This window comes from Deltaproteobacteria bacterium, assembly GCA_003194485.1.
In the GTDB taxonomy this organism is placed as follows: Bacteria; Desulfobacterota; Dissulfuribacteria; order Dissulfuribacterales; family UBA3076; genus UBA3076.
Genome location: PQXD01000004.1, coordinates 88,506 through 113,572, shown reverse-complemented (window position 1 = coordinate 113,572; position 25,067 = coordinate 88,506). Strand labels below are relative to the sequence as shown.

The 25,067-nt window shown below is 46.9% G+C and carries 22 protein-coding genes and 1 pseudogene; 12 read left to right on the top strand and 11 right to left on the bottom strand.

Annotated elements, in window-relative coordinates; all coding sequences use genetic code 11:
• Positions 1–20: 20 nt before the first annotated feature.
• From C4B57_03570 to C4B57_03555, 4 genes are all read right to left on the bottom strand, one after another.
• Entirely contained in the window at positions 21–1,454 is a 1,434-nt protein-coding gene (locus tag C4B57_03570) for an aminopeptidase (GenBank protein ID PXF55334.1), read from the bottom strand.
• A complete protein-coding gene (locus tag C4B57_03565; GenBank protein ID PXF55333.1) occupies positions 1,432–3,363 on the bottom strand; it encodes a hypothetical protein in 1,932 nt (643 codons plus the stop codon). Before C4B57_03565 ends, C4B57_03570 begins: the two co-directional genes overlap by 23 nt.
• Before the next feature lie 103 nt (positions 3,364–3,466).
• Positions 3,467–4,480 carry a nucleoside-diphosphate sugar epimerase gene (locus C4B57_03560; protein PXF55332.1) on the bottom strand — a complete coding sequence of 338 codons (1,014 nt, stop codon included), beginning with the start codon at positions 4,478–4,480 and terminating at the stop codon, positions 3,467–3,469.
• 463 nt (positions 4,481–4,943) lie between these two features.
• Positions 4,944–7,433 (bottom strand): hypothetical protein, encoded by a 2,490-nt coding sequence (locus tag C4B57_03555; protein ID PXF55331.1) that lies wholly within the window; start codon positions 7,431–7,433, stop codon positions 4,944–4,946.
• Positions 7,434–7,781: 348 nt separating this feature from the next.
• On the opposite strand from C4B57_03555, the gene C4B57_03550 reads away from it, so the two are divergent.
• The 8 genes from C4B57_03550 (at position 7,782) to C4B57_03515 (ending at position 14,765) form a co-directional block, all read left to right on the top strand.
• Positions 7,782–8,042 carry a DNA-directed RNA polymerase subunit omega gene (locus C4B57_03550; protein PXF55330.1) on the top strand — a complete coding sequence of 87 codons (261 nt, stop codon included), beginning with the start codon at positions 7,782–7,784 and terminating at the stop codon, positions 8,040–8,042.
• A 75-nt stretch (positions 8,043–8,117) separates the two neighbouring features.
• A complete protein-coding gene (dnaJ, locus tag C4B57_03545) occupies positions 8,118–9,257 on the top strand; it encodes a molecular chaperone DnaJ (protein PXF55329.1) in 1,140 nt (379 codons plus the stop codon).
• Positions 9,257–9,739, top strand: coding sequence for a cyclic pyranopterin monophosphate synthase MoaC (gene moaC / locus C4B57_03540; GenBank protein ID PXF55395.1), 483 nt, complete (start codon positions 9,257–9,259; stop codon positions 9,737–9,739). The genes dnaJ and moaC overlap by 1 nt, the downstream gene beginning before the upstream one ends.
• Positions 9,740–9,753: 14 nt before the next feature.
• Positions 9,754–10,116 carry an RNA polymerase-binding protein DksA gene (dksA, locus tag C4B57_03535; GenBank protein PXF55328.1) on the top strand — a complete coding sequence of 121 codons (363 nt, stop codon included), beginning with the start codon at positions 9,754–9,756 and terminating at the stop codon, positions 10,114–10,116.
• Positions 10,116–12,284 (top strand): alpha-amlyase, encoded by a 2,169-nt coding sequence (locus tag C4B57_03530; GenBank protein PXF55327.1) that lies wholly within the window; start codon positions 10,116–10,118, stop codon positions 12,282–12,284. Before dksA ends, C4B57_03530 begins: the two co-directional genes overlap by 1 nt.
• 10 nt (positions 12,285–12,294) lie before the next feature.
• Positions 12,295–13,296 (top strand): galactose-1-phosphate uridylyltransferase, encoded by a 1,002-nt coding sequence (gene galT, locus C4B57_03525; protein ID PXF55326.1) that lies wholly within the window; start codon positions 12,295–12,297, stop codon positions 13,294–13,296.
• A 67-nt stretch (positions 13,297–13,363) separates the two neighbouring features.
• Positions 13,364–13,747: a two-component system response regulator gene (locus C4B57_03520; GenBank protein ID PXF55325.1), complete on the top strand. Its 384-nt coding sequence runs from the start codon at positions 13,364–13,366 to the stop codon at positions 13,745–13,747.
• A 28-nt stretch (positions 13,748–13,775) separates the two neighbouring features.
• On the top strand, positions 13,776–14,765 hold the full coding sequence (locus C4B57_03515) for a diguanylate cyclase response regulator (GenBank protein ID PXF55324.1): 990 nt from the start codon (positions 13,776–13,778) through the stop codon (positions 14,763–14,765).
• Positions 14,766–14,775: 10 nt separating this feature from the next.
• Here C4B57_03515 and C4B57_03510 read toward each other — a convergent pair whose 3' ends face one another.
• From C4B57_03510 to C4B57_03480, 7 genes and pseudogenes are all read right to left on the bottom strand, one after another.
• A complete protein-coding gene (locus tag C4B57_03510; protein ID PXF55323.1) occupies positions 14,776–15,819 on the bottom strand; it encodes a rod shape-determining protein in 1,044 nt (347 codons plus the stop codon).
• A 126-nt stretch (positions 15,820–15,945) separates the two neighbouring features.
• A complete protein-coding gene (locus C4B57_03505) occupies positions 15,946–16,866 on the bottom strand; it encodes a hypothetical protein (GenBank protein ID PXF55322.1) in 921 nt (306 codons plus the stop codon).
• Positions 16,835–17,938 carry an S-methyl-5-thioribose-1-phosphate isomerase gene (gene mtnA, locus C4B57_03500; GenBank protein PXF55321.1) on the bottom strand — a complete coding sequence of 368 codons (1,104 nt, stop codon included), beginning with the start codon at positions 17,936–17,938 and terminating at the stop codon, positions 16,835–16,837. Before mtnA ends, C4B57_03505 begins: the two co-directional genes overlap by 32 nt.
• Entirely contained in the window at positions 17,935–19,365 is a 1,431-nt protein-coding gene (locus tag C4B57_03495; GenBank protein PXF55320.1) for an Asp-tRNA(Asn)/Glu-tRNA(Gln) amidotransferase GatCAB subunit B, read from the bottom strand. The genes mtnA and C4B57_03495 overlap by 4 nt, the downstream gene beginning before the upstream one ends.
• 860 nt (positions 19,366–20,225) lie before the next feature.
• Positions 20,226–20,438: pseudogene (locus C4B57_03490) on the bottom strand (MarR family transcriptional regulator).
• A 454-nt stretch (positions 20,439–20,892) separates the two neighbouring features.
• A complete protein-coding gene (locus C4B57_03485; protein PXF55319.1) occupies positions 20,893–21,648 on the bottom strand; it encodes a 5'/3'-nucleotidase SurE in 756 nt (251 codons plus the stop codon).
• Positions 21,649–21,753: 105 nt separating this feature from the next.
• Positions 21,754–21,954 (bottom strand): hypothetical protein, encoded by a 201-nt coding sequence (locus C4B57_03480; GenBank protein PXF55318.1) that lies wholly within the window; start codon positions 21,952–21,954, stop codon positions 21,754–21,756.
• A 175-nt stretch (positions 21,955–22,129) separates the two neighbouring features.
• Here C4B57_03480 and C4B57_03475 point away from each other — a divergent pair, with 175 nt between their 5' ends.
• The 4 genes from C4B57_03475 to C4B57_03460 all read left to right on the top strand — a co-directional run.
• On the top strand, positions 22,130–23,119 hold the full coding sequence (locus C4B57_03475) for an oxidoreductase (protein ID PXF55394.1): 990 nt from the start codon (positions 22,130–22,132) through the stop codon (positions 23,117–23,119).
• A gap of 95 nt (positions 23,120–23,214) precedes the next feature.
• Positions 23,215–23,748 (top strand): bifunctional adenosylcobinamide kinase/adenosylcobinamide-phosphate guanylyltransferase, encoded by a 534-nt coding sequence (locus C4B57_03470; protein PXF55393.1) that lies wholly within the window; start codon positions 23,215–23,217, stop codon positions 23,746–23,748.
• A 20-nt stretch (positions 23,749–23,768) separates the two neighbouring features.
• Positions 23,769–24,809, top strand: a complete 1,041-nt coding sequence (cobT, locus tag C4B57_03465) for a nicotinate-nucleotide--dimethylbenzimidazole phosphoribosyltransferase (GenBank protein PXF55392.1) — start codon at positions 23,769–23,771, stop codon at positions 24,807–24,809.
• The coding region (locus C4B57_03460; protein ID PXF55317.1) for a hypothetical protein at positions 24,810–25,067 on the top strand (258 nt) is incomplete at its 3' end.

Below are 25,067 nucleotides of genomic sequence, written 5' to 3'. Positions count from 1 at the left end.
AGATCCTTTTCGAAAATCAATCAATCCTCTGCCTGATAAAAAGCAGCGTATGCCCTGTACGTCATAAACAGGTCGGACTTATGCGCTATCTCAAATGGCGAGTGCATATTGAGCACGGGAGGTCCTGCGTCGATTATGTCCAGGCCGCGCTGGGCGAGATATTTGGCCACAGTACCCCCTCCGCCTTCGTCCACCTTCCCCAACTCCCCGGCCTGCCAGACGACTTTGGCATTGTTCCAGACGCACCTCAACCAGTTAACATATTCGGCATGGGCATCATTTGCTGAATATTTTCCTCTTGAGCCGGTATATTTCGTAAGGCAGACTCCATGTCCGACAAGTGCGTCATTGCGTTCCTCATGGACTTCTTTGTAATTGGGATCTATTCCCGCGGTAACATCCGCTGAAATCGCCTTGGACACAATAAGTATTCGTACAAGGCTATCCGCTTCGATCCGAAGACCTCCATTCCGCATGAGATCATATAGCACTACCTCAAAAAAGCTGGATTTGGCCCCTGTATTTCCGTCACTTCCTATTTCTTCCTTATCAAGGAAAAGGGCAACTGAAGTAACTTGGGGTTCCTCAAGTTCAAGGATGGAATGAAGAGAGGCATATGCACAGGACCTGTCATCCTGCCCGTAACCGCCGACAAAAGCGCCGTCCAGACCCACATCCTTCGAGACACCTGCAGGGACAATTTCCAGTTCCGCACTTATCAGATCCTCTTCCACCAGGCCGTACCTTTCGTTCAGAATCCTCAAGATACGTAATTTCACGCCTTCCTTCAGGTCTTCAGGGCCCAAAAGAGGAAAACCTCCGATTAACACATTGAGCTTCTCTGCAGGTATGGCCTCTGACATCTTTTTCTTATCCTGCACTTTGTGGGCAAGATGCGGCAAAAGATCGTTTATTGAAAGCACAGGATCATGAGGATCCTCACCAAATTCAACAGGAATTGCGCTCCCGTCTCTTTTCAGTGCCAGGCCATGGATGGCGAGAGGGCGAGCCACCCAGTGAAACTTCTTGATCCCACCGTAATAATGTGTCTTCAAAAAGGCCATCTCCAGATCTTCATATACGGGATTCTGCTTCAGGTCCAAACGGGGGGCGTCTATGTGCGAAGCGATGATCCTGATTCCATCAGAAATAGGCGCCTTACCTGTTACGGCCAAGGCAGCCGTCTTTCCCCTGAAGGTCCACAAGATCCGGCTGGAACCCGGCCCGGCCTGTTCAAACGGCACAAAACCTCTCTTCTGTGCCATGCTTACAATGATGTCGACAGACTCTCGTTCGGTCTTTGCCTTACTGATAAAGTCCTTGTACTTGTCCGAATACGAAAGGACCCTTTGTCGGTCTTTGGCCGTGATTTGTGTCCAAACAGGTCTTCTGCTTCGGCATAGATCTTTTTCAAGACGCTTCCACTCGGTTTTAGAAAGACGCTTTTCGCTCATTTCTCCTCTTCTTTCCAGGCTTAAAGAGTACAACCTTGTCTTTTTTTGAGCAGGCCGGTTTTTTTTCTATGGATTTCACTGTTGCCAGAAGCGGCCTCACCCTATCACATTTCACATCACTCTTTTCGCAGATATCAGAAATCCCTTCAATCTGGCTGTCTGCTGCCGACATAATAGACACAAACACCCTTTTAACTCCGTATCTTTTGACAAGGCCGGGTATGGCTTCCCTGTCTCCCAAGACCTTGATCCCATGGATTACCTGGTTCTTTTTCGCAGGATCGTCATCAATAAAACCCACCGGCAGATAATCGTGATTTGAATTATGCCTGAGTTCCCTCAAAAACAGATCTCCCCCATCGCCCGCTCCCACTATTAGGATGGGTATCGAATTGCTGCGCTCGGCCTGCAGACTGAAATATTCCTTAAAGAGTCTCATGAGCAGACGGACTCCGCCTATCATTATCAGAGTCAACAGGGCATCGTTCACGAAAAGAACTCTGGAATAGCCATCGAAGCGGTAGATATATAGAAGCAATCCGACAATAATTAGAGAACTGACTATAACTGCCTTAAAGATCTGCCACATGTCTCCAATACTCACATATCGCCATTGACCCCTATACAGCCCAAAGATCCAAAAGCAGCACAGCTTGACGGGGATAAGCAAGGGAAGAGATTTCTCTATGAGCTGTTGATTCCACAAATTAATAACACCGTCGTATCGAAGAAGATAAGAAGTAAGATAGGCGATGGTTATAAGCACAGTATCCACAACTGCCTGGAGAATTTGCTTTTTGTTAAGCACTCGGGATAAAAGTAAGGATTGTCGAGATGTGGTATCTGGACTCCCTGCCTTGCCATCATAAACAGTGCCGTTCAAGTGTGTAAGAAATGTTCCGAAAAACAGGGAAATCACTGCCAGCACACTCAGCATAACCAGAAGTCCCTGTGCACTCTGGTATGACAGGTATAAGGCCATGGCCGATATGCCTCCAGCCCATGCCATGAGTGTTAACACGGTCCTTTTTTCTGAATATCCCAGCAGAACCATGCGATGAGAGGTATGATCGCGTCCTCCCTCAGAAATAGGCCGTCCGGTCTGGGCCCTGGTAAAGGACACGAGAGCGGTGTCAAAGAGTGGTATGATCAGGACAGCCACAGGGACCACCAGCACCAGTACCAGGCTGGTGACTCCGGTATAACCTCCACCCGCTGGATGAGGCAACCCTGACATCCAGGTACCTGTTACGGTCAGGCCGGCCAGGATAAATCCCAGGAAGAGGCTTCCGCAATCTCCCATGAATATTTTGGCGGGATTAAAGTTATAAATCCAGAATCCAGCAGTAGCCCCTGCGAGGAGCATGGCCGGCGGACCTAATAGAGCCGGCCCTCCGAGTTGACTGTAGGCCCAAAGTGAGCAGGCGGCTATAAACGAAATGCCGGCCGCCAGGCCATCCATGTTGTCCAAAATATTGACCGCATTAGTGACAGCTACGAACCAAAAAAGCGTTACAATTATGGATACGGCGGGATGGCCCAATCCTTGTATTCTCATCCCGCCGGCCACAATCAGGGCAGAGATGATCAGTTGGCCCATAAATTTGCTTTGAGGCGATAACTCGTAGAGATCATCAATCAGCCCCAGTAAGAATATGGCACTTGCTCCCAGAGTCAGGGCAAGCATAGGAGATGGCATCTTCCCCAGAAACAGACCGGGAAGCATAAATGACAAGAATAACGCAATACCCCCCAGAAGGGCCGTCGGATGCCTATGCCACCGGTCTTCCCTGGGCTGAGCCATAAAGCCGATGCGCCTCGAGATCCAGATCACGCACGGAGTCAGGAAAGCACTTAACCCAAAGGAGTAAAGAAAAAAAAGCCCTGCATTGAGGAGGGTGACTGACATATGATATAATTAAAATATTGGGGCACCCTTCATCAGTTTACACTTTTTTCGAAAAGTGTGTATTGTCGAATTGAATGCCGGTGTCGAAACAGGAAATTAGAAATTAGATAGCGCATTCACATCTTTGTATTTTTCCCAATTCCCAATTCCCAATTTTACTACTGCCAAAATATTCTATGGTCCTTTCAAGAATCGTATCAAGAGGCATTTGTGGAACAAAACCTATTAGGTTGTCGAGTTTTTCAGATGAAGGAACCCTGCGCATCATGTCCTCGAAGTTTTTGCCATAGACCTGTTCGTAAGGAATATAAATTATTTCGGAATTGCTCCCGGCAAGGGACTTTATACGCTCGGCAAGCTCTGATATAGAGATTTCCTCCGTACCTCCTATATTTACTACTTCACCGATTGCCTTTTCACACTCCATGAGTCGGCATATGGCCTCTACTACATCTCCAACATAAGTGAACGTGCGGGTCTGCCGGCCGTCACCAAAAACTGTCATAGGCTCATTCCTCAGTGCCTGCTGAATAAACCTGGGTACCACCATTCCATAGAGGCCTGTCTGCCTTGGGCCTATTGTATTGAAGCAACGAAACATAGCCACCCTGAGCTTTTTGATACGATGATATGCAAGTGCGGTAAACTCATCAATAAGCTTGGAAGCCGCATAGCTCCAGCGCATGGTGGTGGGAGGACCATAAATCAAGTTATCATCCTCTTTAAGAGGGGCATGCATATGTTTTCCGTAGACTTCTGACGTTGACGCTATGAGTATTTTTTTCTTGTATTTATTGGCCAGATTAAGTGCGATTTCAGTCCCGCGAATGTTGGTTTCGATAGAGGAAAGCGGATTCTCTACAACATATTTAACGCCTACAGCAGCAGCAAGATGAACTATTACATCACACTTTCTGATAAGACTATCCATCCTGTCCTTATTCAGGATAGTGTCGTTTACATATTGAAACCTCGAATTACCCTGCAGATGGGCTATATTTTCAAAAAAACCGGTGGAAAGATCATCTATGACTGAGACATACTCTCCTTCAGAAATAAGGTGATCACATAGATGGGACCCGATAAAACCCGCTCCGCCGGTAACCAAAATATTCATGCACGCATCTCCCCAGATATTTGCTTTACCTTTTTATCCATAACCTTTGGAAAAATCAAGGAATAATAAAAAAGATTTGTAAATATCCGGTGAACCCGTCCGTGCTCCACCGGCAACCGGTCACACAGGGTGCTCCTTCTTCCAACATGCTCTCGCCCCTTGTTTTCTTAAGGCCTTCGCAGCATGGGAGACCCTCCCCCGTTCTCCTCCGCTGCGCTCCGGAGCCGGGGGTTTCCCATGCTGCGAAGACCAAGAAAACTACAGGGCTGACGCAAATCGTTTTCAGAAGGAGCACCCTGTGTGACCGGTTGCCGCAGGAGCGGTTTGCCTTTTGCGGGGTTTTGGGTAGCGGGCCGGATTGCACTGCCTTTTCGGTCTGCAATGGGTGAGCTTTGAAACCCGGAAAAAGGTAACCGCTTCAAGGCGGGATATAACGGGTTCATAAGAATATTTACGAAATTTCCTAATCGGAACAGAATACCCCCTCCCAGGATTTCAGAACCATATCATCAAGTTCTCGCCATATCCGCAGATCCGAAGGCCCAACCTCTTCTGAGGCAGTTTTTGATTCACTGTGATACAATCGTAGATGTTTTATCTTGTCACAGGCCCTGTATCGTAATTTTTCTGCATATTTTGCCTTGTCCCTGCCCTCGTATATTTTGGCGAGACGTTCATAGCCGGGCCAGTATGTATCGTGTCTCTTTAAAAAAGAGAGCCACATAGCAACAGCTTCTGAAAAATTTTCAAAACGTTCGTAGGCTAAGGCGAGCAGTAAAGGACACGCCTCTCCTTCCATCTCGCAAAATGGAGAACTAAGGATATCTTCAGGTGGCAGCAATTCCTCACTTTGCATCAATCCCTTCAGGCAGGCCCCGGGAGCCGGCATCATTCTCCCATTCTTTACGAGAATTGGAACCGGTTTTTCATTATTTCCATTTCCCTCTCCATTATTATGTAAAAAGGATGGATTCCCTGTAATCATCTTTAACCCCAGCGCCTCTGCATCGGCCTTCCGTGCCAATCCATAGGCTGCAAAATTGGTCCATCTGCCTCTATGTGCTTCCAGATGATTTGGTGCCTGTTGAATTATTTCCCCGTAAATATCGAGTGCCTCTTCATATCTTCCTGCCAGGCCAAAGGCACGGCCTTCATATAACAGCCTTTTTTCTTTCATCCACTTCCAATTATCTCCTGTATTAATTGATGAAAGCAGCTTACTTGCCCTGTCAGTCTCACCCATGTCAAGCAACAGACAGGCCTGTCTAAGTTTAAGCCTTGCTGATGAGGGATAAACAGATAGTGCCCTCTCAAGCAAAGCAACAGCCTCTTCCCGCATATTCTTCTCAAGGTAATTATTGATCAACATGTCAACAGACCACAGGGACCGGCCTTTAAGCCAACAACGCCTTAATACCCTCTCTGCCAAGTCCTGTTGACCAATATCCAAAAGCAGCTTCACGCCGGCCTGCATGAGATCTCTCCTCTCCTCAACCTGGTCAGCCAGAGCAAACAGGGCGTTGCCTAACAAATGAGATTTCATCCGAGCACCCGTAGTACAACCAATCGATGTGACAAGAGAAACATATAAGGCTGATATATCATTATCCTTGAGGAAAACGCCTTCACTGCTTAAAAGCTTTTCAACACTTTCTCTGTCCCCGTTCATCAGGTAGATCCGTAACAGGAATTCTCTTCCCTTGATATCATCTCCATTATAAATATCCCCGGCAATCAGGGAGTTTGCTCGGTCAAAACTTTCTGTCTCTAAAAGCAACTTACCCAAATGCGTAGCAATGTCCGGATCGGGCTCATGCAGTAAGAGTTTTTCATAAATGGAAATGGCTGGTGCAAGAAACTGGAGGCGTTCATATGTGCGGGCCGTAAACAGCAACCCCATTTTATCGTCAGGTTTTTCTCTCAGGAAGACCCTGAATGCCTCAAGGGCCTTGAGATAATTACGTGAGGCAAAATACAGGCGTCCCAAAGTTGCCAGGATTTGCTTATCAAGCATAGTTGGATGATCATGTTTCAAATTTTCAAGGACGTTGATCGCTGACCGGACCTCTCCGTTCATCAGATATAAGGATACAAGCTCGTTAACACCCCATGTAAGATTATCCGTGTAATCTTTCCCGGTATTATCTTTGCAGAGTGCTACAAATCTCTCAAGTGTCCTAATAGCCTTATCTCGATCTCCTGCAGCTAAAAGGGCCTTTGCATAGTTGGTTAAAAAGCCGGGATCATCTTTATATTGAGGCAGCAATTTCTGGAAGTGAGATAAGGAACTCTTTGCTCTTTTTAAACGCAGAAGCCTGCAGGCCAGATCAAGCTCAAGGCCTTTACGGTCAGGTTCAATGCTCAAGGCCTTTTGCAGATATGTTATTGACTCATTAAACCTCTCTTGGGATTCCAGACAACGGGCAATGCCTTCTAAAACCTCTGCCAGGGACAGCTCTTCAGTGGTATTCAGTAATCCATTCCCTGCAATGCCGTGGTTTTTTCCCTGGAGATCAAGCTCTGTCACCAGACTTTTATAAATGGTTATGGCTTTATCACACTGACCTGAACGGCTCAGAAGTTCTGCAAGAATGAACAATGCCTGGATGTCATGAGGTCTGGCCTCTACGACATGTTCAAGCTCCAGTATGGCTTGATTTTCTTTATCAGACCGCATTAAGACCAAAGCCAATTCAAATCTGGCCTCTATCAGACCTTGGCGATCTTTTATCAATTTCCTGTAAAGAGCTATAGCACCATCCAATTCATTTTTTTTCACCATTTCCCTGGCTTCGTTCCAAACCAACTGCCATGAAGGAGAAACCGCTTCATGAGATACCTGAATCTTGGCCTGTGGCAGGTTATTTTCAGGAATTCCTGCCAAATCCTGCCCGTTGACAGACGTTGCCAAAATGAGGAGACATGAAAAAATGCCTGCAAGCAGGTCCTTCATGCCGGGTCTATTATGATAGCCGTGTTGATAATCGCCCACTTCCCATCTGCCAGAGAGTGTGAATGGTCACTCTGTAATCGAATAAGGATTGCGCCAACTAAAACTGATATTATAATAATAAATTTCTAAAAGGCACTTGCAAAATGCCATATCTTGTTCTAATGCAAGGCAGCCGTCGGGTCATCTCTGGAATAGGCCGTCCGGATATTCCAAAAGGGCAAGAGGTTGAATTCTGACAAAAGCTAAACTCTGACGGCTAACAGCTGATCGCTCAATTTAGGTTGAATTGAAATGTGAAGCAATATCTGGTGATTAGTGTTATGTTGTTTTTTTACTGGAGAATATACAATGGCGAGAATAACAGTAGAAGATTGCCTGGAAAATGTACCTAGCCGTTTTGCATTGGTTCATCTTGCGATCGAGAGGGTGAAGCGATTGCGCAAGGGGGCCCGGCCCCTGGTCAAATGCAAAAACAGGGAAATAGTTCTGGCATTGAGGGAAATTGCTCAAGGTAAAGTAAAATTTGAAAACCTGGAGGAATTGGCCCGGGAGGCAGAGGAACAACGAATTTTCCAGGCCTTGCAGACAGATATCAACCAGACAAATTGATCGTTCAATCCCTGACAGGCAGAGGGTAAATATTTACAACGAAGGTTCAAAGTCCTTTAAGGCGCTGCACTTGCTATGAAAAGAGACTACTACGAGATTTTGGGGGTCTCCAGGGACTGCTCATCTGAAGAACTGAAAAAGGCCTACCGGAAGCTGGCTCTAAAATACCATCCTGATAAAAATCAGGGTGATAAAAAGGCAGAGGAACGTTTCAAAGAGGCGGCGGAGGCCTACGAAGTGCTCAGAGACCCCCAAAAAAGGCAAACTTATGACCTTTACGGCCACGAAGGAATAGCCGGGACAGGCTTCAGGGGTTTTTCAGGGCACCAAGACATATTCAGCACCTTTGGCGACCTGTTTGAAGATCTGTTTGGTTTCTCTGCTGCTCACCGGAGACAAGATGCATATATGGGGCCGGAGGCAGGAGCAGATCTTAGATACGACCTTGATATTTCCTTTGAAGATGCTGCCAGGGGTGCGGAGACTGAAATCGAGATCGTTCGTCTTGAGTCCTGTTCCATCTGCCATGGAACGGGCATGGCCCCAGGAAGCCATCCTGCTACCTGTCCCACTTGCCATGGAAGGGGTCAAATAATAAGGTCGGAAGGCTTCTTCAGGATCTCCTCTACCTGTCCTCACTGTTCCGGAAGCGGAACAATTATCACAAATCCTTGCAAGACCTGCCAAGGCAAAGGCAGGGTCCGGGAGAGGCACAAGGTGAAGGTGCGTATTCCCGCAGGTGTAGATACAGGCTCAAGACTGCGCCTCAGGAGGGAGGGTGAAGCCGGTCTCAGGAATGGGCCAAGGGGGGATCTCTACGTAGTAATACACGTAAAACCCCACGACCTTTTCGAACGTCGCGGCAATGACATATATCTCCGCCTCCCTATTTCTATTGTCCAGGCGGCCCTGGGAGACGAAATTGAAGTATCCACCCTGGATGGACCCCGCAACTTAAAAATTCCAGCAGGGACCCAGACAGGAGAACACTTCAGGCTGAAAGGACTTGGCGTTCCTGATCTTAGAGGATTTGGGGCCGGGGATCAGGTAGTGGAAGTTGCTGTTGTAACACCAACCAGCTTAACGGAACGTCAATGTGCCCTGCTTCGGGAATTCGCAGATATCGAAAAAGAAAAAAAAGGAGGAGGCTTCTTTCGTAAACTGTTTAGGCGATCCGAAGTACATGGACACCCCGGTCAGGAGAAGACGTCTTGATAAAGGATTCTCTTTCTCACCTGAACAGGAAGGGTCAAGCCCATATGGTGGACGTAAGTCCAAAACCTTTGACCCAAAGGGAAGCGGTTGCTTCGGGACGGATAATAATAGGACCTGATGCCCTTAATCTTCTTATTGAGAGTAAGATTTCTAAAGGCGATGTTCTGGCCGTGGCCAGGATAGCAGGAATCATGGCTGCCAAAAAGGTGCAGACCCTGATTCCCCTTTGTCATCCTCTGAATTTGCAACAAGTAGAGATCGACTTTACTCCCGATTCAGAGAAAAATGCCATAGAGATTTTGGCGCGGGCAAAGGCAAAAGGCGCTACCGGCGTAGAAATGGAAGCACTAACAGCGGTTTCGGTTGCTGCTCTGACCATTTACGATATGTGCAAGTCTGCGGAGAAGAATATAACTATTGAAAAAGTGCGATTGGAATATAAGACCGGCGGAAAGAGCGGGACCTGGAAGAGAAAATTCTAAGGAGAATAATAGCAATGGAACAGGCCCAACTGGAATATTTTCGCAGCCTACTCCAGAAAAAACTCGATGATCTTTTGGGAGAAGCGGACAAGACACTGGAAGAGATGACCGACATGAATGACCGCTTTCCTGATCCAACAGATCGGGCATCCGTAGAGTCTAATCGTAGTTTTGAGCTGCGTATCAGAGACAGAGAGAGAAAACTCATAAAAAAGATCAATAACGCCCTGGACAGGATCGAAGAAGGGACTTATGGCATTTGTGAAGATTGTGGCAGAGAGATAAGGGCTGAGCGACTAAAGGCCAGACCTGTCACAACGCGTTGCATTGAGTGCAAGTCCAGGCAGGAAAGGGAGGAGAAGGCCAGAGGCCTATAATGCTGCAATTAAATATTGCTTTCCTTTGGCACATGCATCAGCCCCTGTATCTTGACCCGGCAAGGGATTGCTTTGCGATGCCCTGGGTCAGGCTCCATGCCGTCAAGTCATACTCTGACATGATAGCATGTCTGGACTCCAGGCCTGAGGCAAAAGTAACTTTTAATCTTGTTCCATCTCTTCTTCTGCAAATCCAGTATTACTTACAGGGCAAAACCGACGATTTCATGGAATTGAGCCGCCGTCCCGCCGCCGACCTCTCCCCTTCAGATCAGGAGTTCATCCTGACACATTTTTTCAGCTGTCAATGGCCTACTATGGTGGAACCCAACAAGAGATACCTGCAGCTGCTGGAGTTGCGCGGAAGGGACTTTGGTCCATCTTTTACCTCACAAGTGAGAAAAAAATTTTCGACTCAGGACTATTTAGACCTTCAGGTCTGGTTTAATCTCGCCTGGATAGGTTTTTCCTCAAGAAATCATCCTTTGATAAGTTCTCTTTTTCAGAAAGGACGGTTGTTCAGCGAAGAAGAAAAGATGGATCTCCTTGACTTCCATCTTGAACTCATGAAAGGGCTCATTCCCCGTTATAGTTCAAAATGGATCGAAGGACAGATAGAGATCAGTACCAGCCCATTCTATCATCCCATTCTTCCCCTGCTTATCGATACGGATCTCGGGAGAAGGCCCAGACCGGAGACCAGACTCCCTCTGCGATTTACATATCCGGAAGATGCCAGGGCACAACTGGATAAAGGCAGGCGCTATTGCAGAGAGATCTTAGGGAAAACCCCTGCAGGACTCTGGCCATCGGAAGGTTCCGTTGCCCCTGAGCTTATCCCTCTCATAGAAGAAGCCGGGTTTTCCTGGACGGCAACAGACGAAGCCATCCTGTACAATTCACTTGAAAAAACCGAACCTCATAGCCTGTTTCAGCCTTATAAAGTGGAAATAAGCGGCAGCCGCACAGACATGGTCTTTCGGCACCATAAGCTTTCAGATCTGATAGGTTTCGTTTACCAGAAAAACCCCGCTCAGTATGCAATAAATGATTTTGTCTCAAAGCTGAAAGAGATCTGCATCGGCCTTCAGAAAATGGATCGTTCCCCTTTTGTTGCCATAATTCTGGATGGAGAAAATCCCTGGGAGTATTATCGGGACGGTGGGGAATCCTTCTTGACAGGCCTATATGATGCAATTATCACGGAACCAATGCTTGAACTCGTGACCATTGGTCAATATCTGGAAAATAATCCACCGACGAGTACCCTGTCAGGGCTGTATACAGGCTCTTGGATAAACCATGATTTCGGCATCTGGATAGGCGGTGAGGAAGAAAACCGTGCATGGGAAACCCTTGGTCGTGCGAGAAATGCTATCGACGATGCCAAAAAACGGGGAAACATAACTGAAGAGGCCTTGAATATGGCCATGGAATCCGTTTTTGCCGCTGAAGGCAGTGACTGGTTCTGGTGGTATGGAGACAAATTTGAGACTGATTATGCCTATGGATTTGACCACCTCTTCCGGGCCCATCTCAAAAAGGTCTATAAGGGTCTTAATATGACAGTTCCTGATGAACTGCTGAGCCCGATAAGGACTCCAAGTCCGGTGATACCTGCTGTTGAACCAACTTGTTTTATACATCCCGTAATTGATGGGCATTTGAGCTATTATTGGGAATGGAGGGGTGCGGGATCACTGACCTTGGGAGGCCAGGGGGGAGCTATGCACTCCGGGGAGAGCTCTCTGGCAGAGATTGCCTATGGATTTGACCTTGAACGGCTCTACCTGAGGATAGATCCCAGAGATAAGGGCTTTGATGCATGGGATCCGGGTCTCGTCCTCAGGATAATCGTCTCATCCAAGGCTACAATAACTATCGAACTGATTCCCAGCCGATCTGCCAGTGCCCTTAATAAAAGATTCAGGCTTTTAAAAAATGGGAGGGCCTTCGATACCAACGAAACAGGTGTAAAGTGTGCCGTAAATGAGGTGGCGGAAGTGGCAATACCTTTTGCACTCCTGGGATCCAACCCCAAAGATAAATTAACTTTTTTTGTTGAAACAGAAAAAAATGAATTGGTACTGGATAGATGGCCTCGGGAGGGCTATATAGTGCTCCATGCACCTGATGAGGACTTTGAACGCAGGCTCTGGCTGATTTGAGGGATTCTAAATGCCCGAACTACGAAGAGATACAATCATAGGCCGATGGGTTATTATTGCCAAGGAAAGAGGGAAACGCCCTTACGACTTTGTCATAGAAAAAGACAGAACCAAGGGCGGGTTTTGTCCTTTATGTCCCGGGAATGAACACACCACTCCGCCGGAAGTCCTGTCCTATGGACGCCCGGGCCATTCACCCAATGGACCCGGCTGGACCCTCAGGGTAGTTCCGAACAAATTCCCGGCACTGGTTATAGAAGGAGATCTGGACAAACGGGGCGAAGGTATTTACGATAAGATGAACGGCATTGGTGCCCATGAAGTCATAATAGATACCCCCAGGCACGACGAGACCATGCCCATGATGTCTCATGAGCAGCTTATCCAGAGCTTTTGGGCCTATAGGGACCGCATAGTAGATTTGGCGAAGGATTCCCGTTTTCGCTATATAATAGTCTTCAAGAATTTCGGCCGGGCCGCAGGTGCTTCTCTGGAACATTCACATTCCCAGCTTATTGCTCTTCCTATCGTACCTCACAGGATACAGGAAGAAATCCAGAGCAGTTTGCACTATTACGAATATAAGGAACGCTGCATCTTTTGTGACATCATCCGTCAGGAAAAATCACAAGACATAAGAATAGCATGTGAAAATAATGATTTTATTACGATCTGCCCCTTTGCACCCCGTTCACCTTTTGAGATGTGGCTGATGCCTAAGAAACACCAATCTTCTTACGTTTCCATGGACGATAATCAATTTCGCTCCTTGACAGAACTCTTTCTGGAGACAATGCGGCGACTCGACAAGGCCCTTCCCGGCGTCCCTTACAACTATATGTTGCATACGGCTCCGCTACGCAGTCCTTTTCTGGAACACTATCACTGGCATATAGAAATAATGCCCAAGGTAACCACGGTAGCAGGGTTTGAGTGGGGTACCGGATTTTATATCAATCCTACCCCGCCTGAAGAATCCGCTCAGTTTCTCAGAGAAATCAATTTAGATTAATGAGGTAATGTTGCCCGAATAGACCGTTACTGGATAGTCAATAAGTAAACAGCCAAGAAGGTGATCTATGAATAAAGAAAAAATACTCGTAGTTGATGACGAAGAGAGTATTCATCTCCTTTACAAGGAAGAGCTGGAAGAGGAAGGCTACGAAGTACACTCTGCGATGAGCGGAGAAGAGGCCCTTAAGGCCTTTGATGCCCTGGAGCCGGATCTTGTCATACTGGACATCAATATGCCTGGTATGGACGGTATAGAGGTACTGCGTCAAATGAAGCAGAAAAAGCCCAGGGTGCCTGTCGTTCTGAGTTCAGCCTATCCTGAGTACAAGCAGGATCTGGCATCATGGGCCTCGGATGACTATATAGTCAAGTCCTTCAATTTAGATGATCTCAAGTCTTCTGTTCGCAGAAATTTAGCGAAATCAAGCGGAAAAGAGAGATTGAGTTGATGCTTTCAGGGAATTCTGAATAATTACTTTGCAGGCCCTTCCTGCCCCGGAGGATACATTGTCAGAAAAATCAGAATTACCTGAAAGCCAAACATATTTTACCCCAAAAGACCTGCCACAAGAACTTCAGCAACTCCTGATTGTTGACGACGATCCTTTTATCTTGGATTTATTGTCTGAATTCTTTTCCCGTTTAGGGTACCAATATTATTTAGCTGGTGACGGCCTGGAGGCTATGTCATTGCTGGAGCAGCACTTGATAACCATCGTAATCACCGATCTCCTTATGCCCAGAATGGATGGAATGGAGCTTATCCGGGAAATTAAAAAACTCTGGCCCGAAATCAACATAATAGCAATAACAGGATATAGTCGTGACTTCAATTACTCAGACGTCATCAGGGCCGGAGCAAGTGACTTCATTCGAAAGCCCTTTAATCTGGACGAGTTAAAGGCCAAGCTCGACAGGATAATCAGGGAACGTGGATACAGGGCCTTGCTGAAACGACTTTCCATAAGAGATATCCTTACAGACCTTTACAACAGACGCTTTCTCGACATAAAGCTTGAAAAGGAAGCCCAGAGGGCTACCCGCCAGAACTATCCTCTCTTCCTGATCATGTTAGATCTGGACAATTTCAAGGAGTTGAATGATGCCTTGGGGCATCAGGCAGGAGACGAAGTGCTCCGGCGCCTTGCCGGTGTGCTGAACGATTCCGTCAGGAGTAATGTTGATATCCCATTTCGCTATGGAGGAGATGAATTCGCCGTAATGATTCCGCATGCCAGTACAGAGCAGGTAAAACAGATAGCAGAACGTATACGGCGCAATTACCTGAATGAACAGGACGTAGGTAAGACTTCGCTCAGCTTGGGCATCTCACGCTTCAGGAGAACAAACAAGGGATTGCGCGAGGATATCAACGAATTAATATACAAAGCTGATAGTTCGATGTATATCGCAAAAAGGGCAGGAGGTAACAGAGTGATATTTCAGGAGGAAACAAAAAAAGAATAAAATATCGCCTCTAATTGATAAAGACCTTTTCGTAATCCTTAAAGTTCTCGATCGTCCGCCCGGCACCCTTGACCACAGTTGTCAGCGGATCACTTGCAAGATTAAACATGAGGCCGGTCCTCGAGCCCAAGAATTGAATAATGCCTCTCAGCAAAGCCCCGCCTCCTGTCAATGTTATTCCATTGGCTTTTATCGAGGCCCTGATGTCCGGAGACATAACGTCAAACACATCCTCCACCATCTTGGAAATGGCATGTAGCGGTTTCTCCATGGCAGGCATCAGTTCCCGGGAGGTAATTACAGCCGTTACCGGTATGCCTTGCAGAAAATGCTTTCCACTTACATTATACTCTGGATCCAGTCCGTTTTTATCATCCCAGACCGATCCTATTTCCCATTTTATAGTCTCCGCGGTTGTGGGTCCCACCACCAGACCACGTTCTTCGGTCAGCCATCGTCCGATGGCCTCGTCAAATTCATCCCCTGCCACCCGTAAAGTCTCGCAGTGTAAATACGACCCATTAGCTATTACCGCCACTTCGGTTGTGCCACCACCTATATCCAGTATCATCTGCGGCTGTTCTCCATAGACAGGGAGACCTGCGCCTATGGCAGCAGCCATGGTCTCTTCCAGTAGAAATATCTTCTTGGCCCCGGCCTCCTGAGCCGCTTCAAGTACGGCCCGTTTTTCCACCTGGGTGATGTTAGAAGGGACACAAACTACTACCCTCGGGGAGAAGATCCCCTTTCGTTCTTGTGCACGGCTCAAAAAGACCCTGATCAACTGACTTATGGCATCAAAATCTTCTATAATTCCGTCCTTCATGGGACGCACGGCCGTAATACCCTTGGGAGTCCGGCCAAGATACCTTTTTGCAGCAAGCCCTACCTCAATTACAAGACCGTCACCTGAACACGCGATTACAGTAGGTTCATTCAGGACCACTCCCTCTCTCTGAACATAAATAAGGGTGTTGGCAGTGCCCAAATCCATGGCCAGATCCTGTTTTATCATGTTTTTAAGGTATTTGAGTGCCATGGCATTTCCAATCATTAATGATTCCGCTGAAAATGCCCCATCTGCTGCGTTGCTTCGATTTCCTCGTCACTGCGACGTACGTTGAGTACGCCTCATTCCTCGGAAATCTCGCGCCTTGCATCTGAAGCATTTTGAGCGGAATCATATTTCAGGAATTTTTGCAGTGTAATCATTAATGACTCGATCAAGAGAAAAAACCAAGAGTTCGGCAAGACCTTCCGGCCACCCTGACAAGTCCGTGTCTCCAGTAAGAATCCATACCAATGCACCTGCTTTGATTGGCTGAAAAAGCCCTATTGCCACCGGACCTCTGTCAAAAGGCTCACCAGGCCATAAAAAATAAGACTTATGTTTATCCGCTCCATAACGGCTGAGAATCAAGTGCTTTTTGTATCTCAGAAGCCAGCCGACAAGGCCTTTTCTCATGTCAAAACTCTCACCTTCCAGACGAACTTTTTGAGGCAGTCCGATGGTGGCCTTTATTATGAAGATATTATTGCCCCTTTCATGAAAGGCTACAAGACCGCACTTAAGCCCCAACAATTCTTTCAGGCTTGCTAACAGATGCTCTATTTCCCCTGAAAGGCCGTGGCGCCATTTGTTCCAACGACTATAGAACCTGAGTTCACGGGAGCTTTTCCATGAAGACCATAAATCAGAAGCAACTACTGCACAGTCTTCTAAAATGCGCTGTTTCTTTTCAGGAAAAGAATAGCGATTTTTGCTGTCGACCATCAGGACCCCTGCACCGCCTGGCAAGGGGGTTGCGAGAAATGCCTTTATATCAATGTCTCTGCTGTAAATGCCAAGAGTCCTGGTATCTCTATCAAAACAGGTCGCATGCAGCCTCTTTCCCTCCCGTGCAACCCAGCCTATAAGTCCCTGTCCGATCCCGATATTGCATCCGGGCACTATATAGGGGCTGAGACTCTCCCATGCCACCAGACGGAGATCATCTCCCTGGTCACTGCGGATAAACAGGGCAGCAGTGAATGAATCAAAGACGTTTGCAACCAACCGGATAAAATTATCAAGAGAAACAGGCATAAATTGCAGGACCATATGGCGGGGTGAGCACACCCAACTCGGTGATTATCGCAGTTACGAGATGGTGAGGAGTAATATCAAAGACTGGATTGCGAACCTTTACACCCAAAGGAGCGATCTCCTTTCCGGCAAAAGTGGTGATTTCCAGGGATATACGCTCTTCTATGGGGATCTGATCTCCGGACGGGGTGACAGGGTCAATAGTGGAGACAGGGGCAGCCACATAAAAAGGAATGTGATTAGCCCTGGCAAGCTCAGCTATAGTGTAGGTCCCGATCTTGTTGGCAACATCACCGTTTGCTGTAATGCGATCGGCCCCGACCACCACTGCCTTGACCTGCCCCTTTTGCATCAAAAAACCCGCTGCCCCGTCCACAATCAGGGTAACCGCTATCCCGTCCTTGATAAGCTCCCAGGCGGTAAGCCTGGCACCCTGGAGCCAGGGGCGGGTCTCACCGGCAATAACATCGATCTCCTTTCCCTCGGAAAGAGCGGCCCTGATAACTCCAAGGGCGGTTCCATATCCACCGGTAGCAAGGCCGCCTGCGTTACAGTGAGTGAGTACGCCGCCGGTTTCCGGTAAAAGGGCCTGACCATAAAATCCTATGGCCAGGTTTGCCTTTATGTCTTCTGTCCAAATAGAAATGGCCTCCTTTTCCAAAATGGCTGCGAGATCGTCCGGATTCAACCCGGAATGCCTGCGCGCAAGCCCTGTAAGCTTTTCTATTGCCCACTTCAAGTTTACTGCCGTAGGCCGGGCCTGAAGCATGAAAGCCGCTTCCTCCAGCAATTTCTCCACAAAGTTGTCCCTGTATTCTTCGTCCTTGAGCCAGTAGGCGTCCAAAACCATGCCAAAAGCGGCGGCAATCCCTATGGCCGGTGCTCCCCTTACCACCATATCTTCTATAGCCTGAGCAACATCTCTTCCAGATCTATACTCAAGCCAGGTCTCCTCATGGGGTAATAACCTTTGGTCCAATAAATAAAGAACATGGTTTTCCCAATGGAGCGGCACTATAGATGTATTGCCTTCTCTCTGGAGCAGGGTTAATGGCGAGTCGTTGTCTCCAGCAGCAATGTCTTTCATAAGCCCAGGGCCTTTTGCAACAACTCGTTTACCTTTTTGGGATTGGCCTGTCCCTTTGTCGCCTTCATAACCTGTCCAACTAAAAAACCCAGGATCTTTGTCTTGCCGGACTTGTATTTTTTCACCTCTTTTGGGTGGGCCTCCACTACTTTATCAACCACAGCACCAAGTGTGGATTCATCACTTACCTGGGCAAGTCCCTGTTCTTCCACGATCCTTTTGGGACTCTTTTTTGAATCATATGCCTGCTCAAGGATGTCTTTTGCCATCTTGCCGCTGATAGTGCCTTCATCTATCAGCTTGAGCAACTCTGCCAGGCCGGCGGGAGATATCGGACAATCGTCTATTTCCCGCTCATCCTGTTTCAGAAGATGGAGCAATTCAACCATTATCCAGTTGCTGACAATGTTTGGGGCGGGAAACAGGGCCACACATTCTTCGAAGTAATCAGCCAGGGACTTTGAGGTTGTGAGGGTTCCTGCGTTATAGTCTGAAAGATCGTATTGCTCCTTGAAGCGAGTGCATTTTGCATCAGGCAGCTCAGGCATTTCCGCCTTTATTTCGGCTATCCAGTCATTATCAATCTCGACCGGAACCAGATCCGGATCAGGAAAATATCGATAATCGTGGGCCTCTTCTTTACCTCTCATCGGGACCGTAATACTCTTGGCCGCATCCCAAAGACGGGTCTCCTGTACTATCTCATGACCGTCAAGCAAGATAGCTGTCTGGCGTCTTATCTCAAACTCCAAAGCCTTCTGCACATGACGGAAAGAATTCATATTCTTGAGCTCTGCCTTGACGCCAAAGTCTTTCCGGCCTCTGGGTCTCAGGGAGATATTGGCATCACAGCGCAGACTGCCCTCTTCCATATTTCCGTCGCTGATCTCCAGGTAACGGACGTGCTGTCTGATTTTCCTGAGATATAAAGCAGCCTCTTCAGGACTCCGGATATCAGGCTCACTCACGATTTCAATCAAAGGCACACCTGTCCGATTGAAATCCACATAGCTGACAGGACTGTTTTCATCATGTATCAATTTGCCGGCATCCTCTTCCAGGTGGATGCGTGTAATGCCGATCCTTTTGGCCTGTCCGTTTATAGTGATTTCGACCCAACCGCTCTCAGCCAGAGGCAGCTCATATTGAGAAATTTGATAGCCCTTGGGCAGATCAGGATAAAAATAGTGCTTTCTCGCAAAAATACTGAGAGGGGCTATTCTGCAATTAGTAGCCAGCGCCATTTTCATGGCAAACTCCACCGCTTTCCTGTTAAGTACAGGCAGAACTCCGGGCATACCCACACACACCGGGCATGAATGCGTATTGGGCTGGGCACCAAACGTAGTTGAGCAAGGGCAGAAAATCTTCGTTTCAGTCTGCAGCTGAACATGGACCTCAAGGCCTATTACCGCCTCATATTCCATAAAACAGGCTCCTTCACAACGGATATATCTTCACTTCGAGACGTAAATATTCGGTGAACCCGTTATATCCTGCCTTGGAGCGGTTACCTTTTTCCGGGTTTCAAAGCTCACTCATTGCAGACCGGAGAGGCAGTGCAATCCGGCCCGCGATCGAAACCCTGCAAAAGGCAAACCGCTCCTGCGGCAGGGCACGGATGGCAACTTCCACAGTGGACCACGGGTTCACCGAATATTTACTTCGAGACTGAGTTAACCTAACATGCCATGCTATCTCGATCAACAGGACGCAATCCGGGATATTATACAAACACGGGTCTAATTTGGTAAATAAATATGACTATTGAGTTATATACAGCGTCATAAGTAATTGCCGATTTTTGCAATTGCTATTTCGCATAAGTATTTTGAATTACACATTAATTGTTGAAAGGGATCTATCAATTTTCGGCAGCTATGTCTGACGTCGTGTATAGCTCCGCATCATATGCTGATTGTAACGGATTATTGGGTAATTATCCCTTGGAGCGACTTGCGGAAGTCCCGTAGTTTTCCTGGCTTTTGCAGTACGGAAAACCCTGGCTCCGGAGCGCAGCGGAGGAGAACAGGGAGGGTCCCATGCTGCAAAAGCCTCAGAAAACAAGGGATGAGAGCATTGGAGGGACAAGGGATGATTAACCAATAATCAAAGACTATATATCGAAGCGGAGCTAACTCAATAGTCATATAAATAAAAAAAGCAGCTGTGTCAAATAATGATACAGCTGCATTAAAATTTTTCAGGTATGCTTATTAGGATGCTAAGATTTCTTCTTCCCCCTGGTATTTTTTGTCTTGGTCACCTCTTTTGGCTTAATACCTTCTTCTTCAAGAAACTTAAGAATGGGATTAGGCCGACGTACAGTCTTCTTGGGCAAATCTATGTGCTTCCTGAGCTCACTGACAATCTTTGATACCTGAAATCTGCTGATACCAAGCTTATCGGCTATCTCGGAAGCCGTCATTTCTATATAATGGTTATGTACATATCGTACGTCATCTACATTATAGGGCCTGCTTCTCTTTCTTCCAGTCATGATAAGCTCCTTTCTGATTTTTCAAGCATAAATATACATTTATTGTATAGTAAATTCCATTCCTTTGCTGATTACATCAAAGAAAATTGTGATTTTAGAGATTTGAATGTATTGATTTTAATTTCTAATTTAATATTATGATTGTCAAATATGTCCAAAATAAATGCAAAATTTATATAAATAAATCAACAGAATCTTTCCTTCCAGATTTTGATATGGATTAGCCAATTAACAAACTCGACAATATAAATACAGAAATAATTCGGACTTGTCAATAGATATGAAATATCAGCACCAAATGTAGATCACCAGGCTAAGATAATGGAAATACGCTAAAATCAAGGACCAGTAGCTGAGAGATTGAATAGAAAAAATGAAATAAAAAATGTTGTTAATACAAGTTTATCTTGTTTCAGTAAGTCTTCGAAAAGTGACCATCCAGACAGGAAGCGCACTAAATTTGCGGTACAGGGAGAGAATTTAATATTGTGTAAGATGTGAGATCGAAATGGATAGGAGTAATGGTGATGAAACCCTGCTTCAAGGCGATACTGTCTATGTCATCGTCTTTATGGATAGCTGATGTCTCACTATTAGTTTGCCAATAATAGATATTGCCTCTGGGATCTACTCGCTTATCAAATTGTTCAACAAATCCTGAAGTTCCCTGTCTAGTTGCTCTCACACCCAATATTTGATCAGGGGGCAAGGCTGGCACATTAACATTAATCGTTACTCCGGATGATAAATCGACTTCATTAAGCCATGCAATAAGCCGTTTTGTAAAATTTGCTGCAAAGCAAAAATCAGGGGCCCGATATGTGTCAAGGGAAACAGCAGCAGATTTTATTCCGAGTATAGCTGCTTCTGCAGCAGCAGAAACTGTTCCTGAATAAAGAACGTTTATACCAATGTTGGCACCATGGTTAATTCCTGAAATGACAAGATCAATAGGCTTCTTAATTAAATCATGTACTGCAAGCTTAACACAGTCTGCCGGTGTACCATTCAGAGCCCATCCGAAAACTGAACCTTTGCGCTTTACAGAACGGACTCTGAGTGGATTTGCCAGGGTAATTGCATGGCCCACAGCACTACATTCGCTATCAGGAGCGACAACAAACACCTCATGCTCATCCTTAAGGACCTCATAAAGTGAGTACAATCCCTGGGCATATATTCCGTCGTCGTTTGTAAGAAGAATATTCATTTAACCAAGGACTACTTGCCTATTTTACGAATATTTACTTTCCGGATGTAAATATTCGGTGAACCCGTTATATCCTGCCTTGAAGCGGTTACCTTTTTCCGGGTTTCAAAGCTCACTCATCGCAGACCGGAGAGGCAGTGCAATCCGGCCCGCGGTTGAAACCCTGTAAAAGGCAAACCGCTTCTGCGGCAGGGCACGGATGGCAACTTCCACAGTGGACCACGGGTTCACCGGATATTTACTTTCCGGATTTCTGTTTTTTTTGATGAACTGATCTTTTCTTGGTCTAAATAATTTATTATACATGACTGCCGATAGGGACAAAAATTCTTGGGATGTGGACATCCTTTATTGATATCGGTCCGGCGGCTGTCTTTTTGGCAGAAAATTTGCTCTTTCATACTCAGTCATAGATAAGATTAAAATCATATAAAATTTTTATTATGTCCTCATATAAAGGAAAAATCAAGAGATGGTTGCAATGGAGCAGGTAAAATTAGCTGTCATAGGAGCTGGTCCTGCCGGGATAGCCACTGCTGTCGAGGCAAAGGAGGCCAACATTGGCCCGGTTATGGTCCTGGAAAAAAAAGGTCATATTTGTGATACGATTGAAAGCCTATATCCGGCAGGGAAACGGGTAGATCCGGTTCACCGAAAAGTCAAGGTCGAGCCTATAGGTAAGCTGTCCTTCAATACAGAGACCAGAGAGGCCTTTCTCGACAGAATGAAGAAGGTCGTAAGAGAAAATGATTTGGATATCCGCTACTGGAATGAGGCGCAAGATGTGATACGGCGTGAAGAAAATTTCCACATTCGTACTGGAGGAGGGCTGGAGGTTCAGGCCCCGATTGTTGTGATGGCTATTGGAATATTCGGAAAGCCGGTAAAGCCCAGATATCCCATTCCAAAAGCAATAAAGGACAAAATCTATTACAGCCTGCCTGAAGCACCCATAAAAAAAAGAAAAATCCTTGTAGTAGGAGGTGGAGATACCGCTGCGGAGATAGCGTGTTTCTTGTCAAAACATAATGACGTAACTCTGTCTTACAGACGTCCTGAATTCTTTCGCCTGAATGAAATCAACATATGTAATGTAAATGAATGCGTCCGCAGGGGCACCATCAACACGATGATGGCAACGGACATAAAAGGTCTGGAGCCACAAGGCGATAAGGTCCTGGTGAACTTTAAAGATGGAAGGAATATAGACTTTGATGCTGTATTTTATTGCCTCGGAGGCATGACTCCCAGGAAATTTCTCGAGAAAATAGGGATAAAATTTGATAGAAACAGGGCGATGACGGATGAATATGGCGAAACCAATATTCCAAGATTATTCCTGGCAGGAGATTTGGTAGCCCAAAAGGGTACTATCATGGTGGCCTTCAACTCAGGTAAAAAGGTAATAGATGGGATACTGGCCCGTTATGGAGACCTGCTCAAGAATCAGGGAAAAGGGATATTTACTTAATCCAGATACAGATGTCCAGTATATCTTCGGGGCCCCATTTTACTTGACCACATGAGGCCGGGAATACCCCAGGCATTATCACAATGGCATTTAATATCCTGATCCTCGGAGGGGCACAGAGCGGCAAGAGCAAGTATGCCTTGAGGCTGGGTGAAGAGTATATAGAGGCAAATAAGGGTGCGGCCAGAGGACTGTATGTGGCTACTGCCCAGCCCCTGGATCAAGAGATGAAAGAAAAGATCCGGAGACACAGACTGGAACGCGGGCCTCAATGGGAGACAGTGGAGGAGCCGACAGAGATCCCGAAAATTATACGTCAATGCTCAGGAATATGCCCGGTGATTCTCGTTGATTGTTTGACCCTTTGGCTGTCAAACCTTATGAAGCACAAACCGGATTCTGTTGAGCATTCAGTCCTGGATCTATTTGAAGCACTCTCAGAAATAACTACACCTGCGATTCTGGTATCCAATGAAATTGGACTGGGCCTGGTACCAGAGAAAGCTGTGGGCAGAAGATACAGGGATCTTTCCGGCCGGCTCCATCAGAAGCTTGCAGAAATCTGCGACAAGGTAATCCTTATCGTGGCGGGGTTGCCATTGAAACTGAAAGGAAATAGCAATAAGTGAAACAGAGATTAGAGGAACTTCTGCAATCGATTGATCCTATAGACTACGGTCAAGAACACAGGATTCAGTCTCACCTCGACAATCTTACCAAGCCTAAAGACAGCCTCGGCCGGCTGGAGGAGCTTGCAAAAAAATATATCCTGATTCACGGTGACCTGAGGCCGCCTCTTCCCCAAAAAACCATTTTAGTGTTTGCCGGAGACCACGGTGTAACTGAAGAGGGCGTAAGCGCCTTTCCAAAGGAAGTCACCTACCAGATGGTTTACAATTTCCTTTCAGGTGGCGCCGGGATAAATGTCCTTGCAAGACATGTGGGCGCCGAAGTTATGGTGGTGGATATAGGGGTGGATTACGATTTCCCGGAACTGACGGGATTAATTCGCCGCAAAGTGGCCCACGGGACCAGGAACATGATCAGGGGACCTGCCTTGACCAGAGAAGAGGCTGTTTCGGCAATTCTGATAGGTGCGGAATTGGCAGAAGAGGCCATTTCAAATGGGGCCACTCTTCTTGCCGCAGGGGAAATGGGAATCGGCAACACGACCCCTGCCAGCGCCCTCACTGCCGTGTTTTGTGACAAGGCAGCACGTGATGTAACCGGCAGGGGGACAGGTATCAGTTCTGAGGCCCTGTCGCACAAGACAGAGATTGTCGAAAAGGCCATTGAGAGGCACAGACCGGATCCTCATCATCACCCTATCGAAACGCTTGCCGCAGTGGGTGGTCTTGAAATCGCGGCCATTTGCGGGGTTATTATCGGTGCGGCCTCAAGAAAGACACCAATAGTGACGGACGGCTTTATTTCTACTGCCGGTGCCCTTGCAGCTTATGCCCTTCAACCCCTGATCAGGGATTATCTGTTTGCCTCTCACCAGTCAGTCGAGTGCGGTCACAGGGTCCAACTCGAATACCTTGGACTGAAGCCCGTTCTGGATCTCGATCTCCGTCTCGGGGAAGGCACTGGTGCAGCCCTGGCAATGGGAATTATAGAGGCCGGCCTCAAGATATACCTTGAAATGGCCACGTTCCAAGGAGCACAGGTCTCATCCGGAAATGTTTGAGTGATAACGCAGATTCCGGATGCCCCTCTTGTAAATATTCTTATGAACCCTTTATATCCTGCTATATCCTGCCTTGAAGCGGTTGCCTTTTTCCGGGTTTCAAAGCTCACTCATCGCAGACCGGAGAGGCAGTGCAATTTGGCCCGCGATCGAAACCCTGCAAAAGGCAAACCGCTCCTGCGGCAGGGCACGGATGGCAACCGTTCACGGGAAGGGGATATTTCTTTGAACAGTTTAACGGAAGCCCCCGTAGTTTTC

Bases quoted from the DNA above. Each gene is read 5' to 3' on its own strand.
- C4B57_03570 (PXF55334.1), bottom strand. From the start codon at position 1,454: ATGAGCGAAAAGCGTCTTTCTAAAACCGAGTGGAAGCGTCTTGAAAAA.
- C4B57_03565 (PXF55333.1), bottom strand. From the start codon at position 3,363: ATGTCAGTCACCCTCCTCAATGCAGGGCTTTTTTTTCTTTACTCCTTT.
- C4B57_03560 (PXF55332.1), bottom strand. From the start codon at position 4,480: ATGAATATTTTGGTTACCGGCGGAGCGGGTTTTATCGGGTCCCATCTA.
- C4B57_03555 (PXF55331.1), bottom strand. From the start codon at position 7,433: ATGAAGGACCTGCTTGCAGGCATTTTTTCATGTCTCCTCATTTTGGCA.
- C4B57_03550 (PXF55330.1), top strand. From the start codon at position 7,782: ATGGCGAGAATAACAGTAGAAGATTGCCTGGAAAATGTACCTAGCCGT.
- dnaJ (PXF55329.1), top strand. From the start codon at position 8,118: ATGAAAAGAGACTACTACGAGATTTTGGGGGTCTCCAGGGACTGCTCA.
- dksA (PXF55328.1), top strand. From the start codon at position 9,754: ATGGAACAGGCCCAACTGGAATATTTTCGCAGCCTACTCCAGAAAAAA.
- C4B57_03530 (PXF55327.1), top strand. From the start codon at position 10,116: ATGCTGCAATTAAATATTGCTTTCCTTTGGCACATGCATCAGCCCCTG.
- galT (PXF55326.1), top strand. From the start codon at position 12,295: ATGCCCGAACTACGAAGAGATACAATCATAGGCCGATGGGTTATTATT.
- C4B57_03520 (PXF55325.1), top strand. From the start codon at position 13,364: ATGAATAAAGAAAAAATACTCGTAGTTGATGACGAAGAGAGTATTCAT.
- C4B57_03510 (PXF55323.1), bottom strand. From the start codon at position 15,819: ATGATTGGAAATGCCATGGCACTCAAATACCTTAAAAACATGATAAAA.
- C4B57_03505 (PXF55322.1), bottom strand. From the start codon at position 16,866: ATGGTCCTGCAATTTATGCCTGTTTCTCTTGATAATTTTATCCGGTTG.
- mtnA (PXF55321.1), bottom strand. From the start codon at position 17,938: ATGAAAGACATTGCTGCTGGAGACAACGACTCGCCATTAACCCTGCTC.
- C4B57_03495 (PXF55320.1), bottom strand. From the start codon at position 19,365: ATGGAATATGAGGCGGTAATAGGCCTTGAGGTCCATGTTCAGCTGCAG.
- C4B57_03485 (PXF55319.1), bottom strand. From the start codon at position 21,648: ATGAATATTCTTCTTACAAACGACGACGGAATATATGCCCAGGGATTG.
- C4B57_03480 (PXF55318.1), bottom strand. From the start codon at position 21,954: ATGTATAATAAATTATTTAGACCAAGAAAAGATCAGTTCATCAAAAAA.
- C4B57_03475 (PXF55394.1), top strand. From the start codon at position 22,130: ATGGAGCAGGTAAAATTAGCTGTCATAGGAGCTGGTCCTGCCGGGATA.